General features: G+C 55.3%; 4 protein-coding genes. All 4 read left to right on the forward strand.

Annotated features, from left to right (window positions below; translation table 11 throughout):
• The first annotated feature begins 228 nt into the window (after positions 1-228).
• Positions 229-954, forward strand: coding sequence for a purine-nucleoside phosphorylase (gene deoD, locus HMPREF2751_RS10450; protein WP_016422251.1), 726 nt, complete (start codon positions 229-231; stop codon positions 952-954).
• Between the two features lie 50 nt (positions 955-1,004).
• Positions 1,005-2,450 carry an MFS transporter gene (locus HMPREF2751_RS10455; protein ID WP_016422252.1) on the forward strand — a complete coding sequence of 482 codons (1,446 nt, stop codon included), beginning with the start codon at positions 1,005-1,007 and terminating at the stop codon, positions 2,448-2,450.
• A gap of 337 nt (positions 2,451-2,787) precedes the next feature.
• Positions 2,788-3,804, forward strand: coding sequence for a class 1b ribonucleoside-diphosphate reductase subunit beta (gene nrdF, locus HMPREF2751_RS10460; protein ID WP_016422253.1), 1,017 nt, complete (start codon positions 2,788-2,790; stop codon positions 3,802-3,804).
• A 330-nt stretch (positions 3,805-4,134) separates the two neighbouring features.
• Positions 4,135-5,835, forward strand: a complete 1,701-nt coding sequence (ctaD, locus tag HMPREF2751_RS10465; RefSeq protein WP_005511131.1) for an aa3-type cytochrome oxidase subunit I — start codon at positions 4,135-4,137, stop codon at positions 5,833-5,835.
• Positions 5,836-6,007: the final 172 nt, after the last annotated feature.

The raw sequence follows: 6,007 nt of genomic DNA on the forward strand, positions 1-6,007 counted from the left end.
TGCTTGAGGGCTAGGCATCTAGTGCTTCAGTTGTAGCGCATTGAAGGCGCGAGAATTTCCCCGAGTTTTGCCGGGAGATTCTCGCGCCTTTTTCGTCACTCCACCCAATTGGGAACAAATGTAAATATCACTATTGACGGTTGTAATCCAGGTAATTAACCTGGGCAGTGGTACACCAATGTTCGCATAATTTTCACCCACGGCTAGTGGGGGAAGGGGCTGGAAGCCATGTCCGATACCACTGGTAAGAGCACTCCACACATCAACCCAAAGGGTGCGCCGATTGCAGAAACCATTTTGTTGCCAGGTGACCCGCTGCGTGCCAAGTTCATTGCGGAGACCTATTTGGACGATGTCGTTCAGTTCAACAAAGTTCGCAACATGTTGGGCTTTACCGGCACCTACCAGGGGCAGGAAGTGTCCGTCATGGGATCCGGTATGGGCATTCCGTCTATCTCGCTGTACTCCTGGGAACTTATCCATGTTTTCGGCTGCAAGAAGCTGATTCGCGTCGGTTCCTGCGGCGCGTTGCAGCCGGAGCTGGACCTGTATGACGTGGTTATCGGCCAGACGGCATCGACGGACTCCAATTTTCTATCGCAGTACAACTTGCCGGGAACGTTCGCCCCGTCCGCATCTTTCCGTCTGATTGAAGATGTTCGCGATCGTGCCCGCGAGCAGGGCATCACTACACACGTCGGCAACATCTTGTCCAGCGATATTTTCTACAACTTCCAGGATGATGTGAACGACCGTTGGGCACGCATGGGTGTGCTGGCGGTGGAGATGGAATCTGCTGGCCTTTATGCCACCGCCGCCGAGGCCGGTGTGGAGGCCATGGGAATCTTCACTGTGTCGGACAACATCGTCACCGGTGGAAAGACCACTCCGGAAGAACGTGAGAAGGCCTTCACGACGATGATGGAGCTGGCATTGCCGCTGGCTCGACTCTAGTGTCCTGGTCCGCAATCAATTGGCTTGAAGTGTGAAATAGGTACAGTGCGATGAGCAATCCCGCCAGCAATACCAGCTTGAACGTGAATCCCCGTGAAAGCGCAGCGTCCAAGGCTGCCGCGCCAAACCCTAAGGCCGCAGTCCCGGTCTTGCTGTTTTCCTTTGTATTCTGTTTGGTCTTGGACAATGGCTTTAAGTTCATGACCAAGCCGATTGCGGAATCTCTGGACCTCAGTGTCTCCACGGCCAGTCTGCAGGCGACACTCGCCGGTATCTTGATTGGCATTGGAGCGGTGGTGTACGCCGCATTGGCGGACAGCATCAGTATCCGCAAATTGATGATTGTCGGTATCGGCTTCGTCGCCGTGGGCTCTCTACTGGGTTATTTCTTCCAGGGAGTATGGCCAATCGTGCTTACTGCCCGCATTATTCAAACTGCCGGCCTGGCGGCGGCTGAGACACTCTACGTCATCTATGTCACCAAGTACCTAAGCCCAGAAGATCAGAAAACCTACCTCGGCTTTTCCACCGCGGCCTTCCAAGCCGCGCTGCTGATTGGAACGTTGACCTCGGGAATCGTGGCTACCTACATTTCCTGGCCGGCTATGTTCCTGATTTCGCTCATTCTGATAGTTGCCATTCCGTTCCTGATCAAGACAGTTCCGGAGGAGCAGCAGCAGAAGAGTCACCTGGATATCTTTGGCCTGTTCCTCATCGCGGTCATCGCCACTGCGGTGATGCTGTTCATGCAGCAGTTCCAATGGTGGTGGCTGGTTGCCGCTGCGCTGGGCGTCGCGCTCTTTGTCTGGCACATCCGGACACATGACAACGCCGTGGTCAGCCCGTCGTTCTTTACCAATGCTCGCTACGTTTGCGCGCTGATTGTTGTGCTCGTGGTTTACATGGTCCAGTTGGGGTATTCGGCCATTCTGTTGCCGTATATGGTCGACGAGCTCTATGGCATCAACCTCGACGGTGCTGCCTATATCCTCGCGCCGGGCTACCTCTGCGCTGTCATCGTCGGTGTAATGTCTGGCAAGGTTGCCAAGTTCCTGCCCTCGAAGCAGGCCATTGTCGCGGCTATCAGCATCATCATCGTGGCGTTGCTCATCCCCGCAGTGCTGCCGGGGGCCGGTGTTGCCACGGTTATCGTCTCCATGATTCTGTTCCCATCAGGGTTCGCGCTCATGTATGCGCCGTTGGTCGCGACCGCACTGCAGAACATTCCTGCCGCCAAGTCCGGTGTTGCAATCGGTTTCTACAATCTGACGATCAACATTGCCGTACCGGTTGGCATCGCGTTAACGGCCATGCTTGTTGATTCTCGACCGGCCTTCTTCAGTACCCTCTCCATCGCGCAGTCTGAAGCAGAAGGGGTCTCCGCTACCATCGCTTGGTTGCTCGCGCTCATGGCTGTCGTAGGTTTGCTGGTGTACGTCATCTCCGACCGCATCATCAACGACACGGCGGAAAACCGAGAGAAGGTTCACGCCTAGGTTCGCGCAACATCTTGCGCTTGGTGCTTGACGACGGACATTGCGTCGTCAAGCACCTTGTTCTTTGTGTGACGTGGGGTTAGGGGAGGGGCACCGGGAACAAGACTCGGCAAGTGGGGCGATTTCTTCTAGGCCGCGTGCTTAATAATGCGGGTGTGGGTAAGCTGCTAAGGGTAGTGGCTCCTTTCATCGGGAGCCTGACGTTTTGTAGTGGGACAAGGCTGGAATAGCCACCGCTGCAGTCGCTGTTTGAACTCGTAAAGAGTGAAGGACGTTCCTTATATATAAGGTGTGTTCGAAAAACGGCAATATCAATGAAAAAGGGAGAGGTTTCCACGTGAGTTTCGATGATTGCCCACCCTCGACTCCGGCCCACCGTGAGAAGAATCCAGAGTCGCGTGCATGCCCAGTTGCGGCTATTGACTGGAACACGATTCCTGATGATAAGGATCTCGAGGTTTGGGATCGTCTGACCGGTAACTTCTGGTTGCCGGAAAAGGTGCCGCTGTCGAATGACATCAAGAGCTGGAATACGCTCAACGCACTGGAGCAGCGCACCACGATGCGCGTGTTCACTGGTCTGACCATGCTGGACACCATCCAGGGCACGGTAGGTGCAGTATCACTCATTCCAGATGCGCTGACTCCGCACGAGGAAGCTGTGTACACCAATATCGCCTTCATGGAATCGGTGCACGCAAAGAGCTACTCGTCGATTTTCCAGACGCTGGCGTCGACTCCTGAGATTCAGGATGCGTTCCGTTGGGGCGAGGAGAATGAGTACCTGCAGAAGAAGGCCAAGATTATCCTCGACTACTACGAGGGCGATAATCCGCAGAAGAAGAAGGTTGCTTCCACTTTGCTGGAGTCCTTCCTGTTCTACTCGGGCTTCTACCTGCCGATGTACTGGTCCAGCCACGCCAAGCTGACCAACACCGCGGACATTATTCGCCTAATCATTCGTGATGAGGCAGTTCACGGTTACTACATCGGTTACAAGTACCAGCGCAACCTGGAGCGTCTGACCCAGGCCGAACGTGACGAGCTGAAGGATTACACCTTCGACCTCATGTTTGATCTCTACGACAACGAGATTCAGTACACCGAAGAGATGTACGACGAACTCGGTTGGACCGAGGATGTCAAGCGTTTCTTGCGTTACAACGGCAACAAGGCTCTGAACAACTTGGGCTATGAGGGTATGTTCCCGGCCGACGAGACTCGCGTTTCGCCGTCGATCCTGTCGGCCCTGTCGCCGAATGCTGACGAAAACCACGACTTCTTCTCGGGTTCCGGCTCTTCCTACGTCATGGGTAAGGCTGAAGTAACCGAGGATGAGGACTGGGACTTCTAAAAGCACAGGTGTAGGGAACATTCCGCATCGAGCCTCACTCTGGTGACAGCACACACACGGGGGTAGTAGTCCTAGCCTCGACGGTTCCTGCTAAATAGGCGTTAGCCCAGGTTAAGACAATTCTCAGGAAACTAATAGTGTGCTTAGCTGAGTGGGGAAGTGAGCCGGAAAATCCCTTAGCCTTAACTTTTTCCAAGGTTCAGACTAGAATCTGGCACATAGCGGTAGGTGGGTTCGCCGTCGCGTACTCGCCTGCACTATTCTCACAAGGACAAAACTTAAAATCCCTGTAGTGAGTTACAGGAAATCTTCGCGTAGTAAGGAGGAAGAATGACTGCAGTAGCGCCTCGTCCAGATCATGGCGTTGTAGCGCCGGAACGGCCGCAGCCGTTCGGACATGAGCGTAAGGGCAGCTGGGCGTGGGAAATGCTGACCACGACCGACCACAAGAAGCTGGGCATCATGTACATCATTATGTCCTTCTCGTTCTTCTTTGTCGGCGGTCTGATGGCTCTGCTTATCCGTGCTGAGCTCTTCGCCCCAGGACTTCAGTTCCTTTCTAACGAGCAGTTCAACCAGATGTTCACCATGCACGGCACGGTGATGCTGCTTCTGTTCGGTACCCCGATTGTTTGGGGTTTTGCTAACTACATTCTGCCACTTCAGATTGGTGCTCCGGACGTGGCTTTCCCGCGTCTGAACGCTTTCGGCTTCTGGCTGACCACCATTGGTGGCATTCTGATGCTGTCGGGCTTCCTGACCCCGGGTGGTGCTGCTGACTTCGGTTGGACCATGTACTCCCCGCTGTCTGACCCGATTCACTCTCCGGGTGTCGGTTCTGACCTGTGGATTGTCGGTGTCGGTGTTGGTGGTGTCGGTACCATCGCTTCCGCCATTAACATGACCACCACTGTCCTGTGCCTCCGTGCACCAGGCATGACCATGTTCCGTATGCCAATCTTCACCTGGAACATCCTGGTTACCTCGATCCTGGCTCTGCTGATCTTCCCGATTCTGACTGCAGCTGCTCTTGGTGTTTTGTACGACCGTAAGCTGGGCGGTCACATTTACGACCCGGCAAACGGTGGCGCAATGCTGTGGCAGCACCTGTTCTGGTTCTTCGGTCACCCAGAGGTCTACGTCCTGCTGTTGCCGTTCGTGGGCATCATCACCGAGGTCGTTCCGGTCTTTTCCCGTAAGCCGCTGTTCGGCTACGCAGGTATGGTCTTCGCAACCCTGTCTATTGCAGGTCTGTCCATGGCTGTGTGGGCACACCACATGTTCGTGACCGGTGGCGTTCTGCTTCCGTTCTTCTCGTTCATGACCTTCCTGATTTCGGTCCCGACCGGTGTTAAGTTCATCAACTGGATGGGCACCATGTGGCGTGGCCACATGACCTTCGAGGCTCCGATGACTTTCGCTCTCGGCTTCATCGTGACCTTCCTGTTCGGTGGTTTGACCGGTATTATGCTGGCTTCCCCACCGCTGGACTTCCACGTCTCTGATACTTACTTCGTCGTGGCGCACTTCCACTACACCCTGTTCGGTACCCTGGTCTTCGCTTCCTACTCGGGCGTTTACTTCTGGTTCCCGAAGATGACTGGTCGTATGCTCGACGAGAAGCTGGCAAAGGTTCACTTCTGGCTGACCTTCATCGGCTTCAACCTGACCTTCCTGGTCCAGCACTGGCTGGGTAACGAGGGTATGCCGCGTCGTTACGCCGACTACCTCGAGACTGACGGTTTCACCACCCTGAACATGATCTCCACCGTTGGTGCGTTCATCCTGGGTCTGTCTGTTATCCCGTTTGTCTGGAACGTCTTCAAGTCCTGGCGCTACGGTGAGGTCGTCACTGTTGATGACCCGTGGGGTTACGGTAACTCCCTCGAGTGGGCTACTTCTTGCCCGCCGCCGCGCCACAACTTCACCTCGATGCCGCGCATCCGCTCGGAGCGCCCGGCGTTCGAGCTGCACTACCCGCACATGGTTGAGCGTCAGCGCGCAGAGGCCCACGTTGGTCGTCAGCTCTAAGAGCTAGTGGCTACATGGCTGATGCAACTCTGAGTTAATAACTACGCGAAGCTACGGCCCCATCACGGAGAACCGTGATGGGGCCGTAGTCTTGTCTTTGAGAGTCTTTCCTAGGGAAGGCGCAGTCAGGGGGCGCAGGGAGCGCACCAAGGGAGCTGAAGGGGGGGGGGGG

Origin of the sequence: Corynebacterium sp. HMSC063G05, assembly GCF_001810555.1 — a bacterium.
Classification (GTDB): Bacteria; Actinomycetota; Actinomycetes; order Mycobacteriales; family Mycobacteriaceae; genus Corynebacterium; species Corynebacterium jeikeium_D.

What these genes read in the sequence shown, in the direction of transcription:
- deoD (WP_016422251.1), top strand. Translation starts at nt 229, where the DNA reads ATGTCCGATACCACTGGTAAGAGCACTCCACACATCAACCCAAAGGGT.
- HMPREF2751_RS10455 (WP_016422252.1), top strand. Translation starts at nt 1,005, where the DNA reads ATGAGCAATCCCGCCAGCAATACCAGCTTGAACGTGAATCCCCGTGAA.
- ctaD (WP_005511131.1), top strand. Translation starts at nt 4,135, where the DNA reads ATGACTGCAGTAGCGCCTCGTCCAGATCATGGCGTTGTAGCGCCGGAA.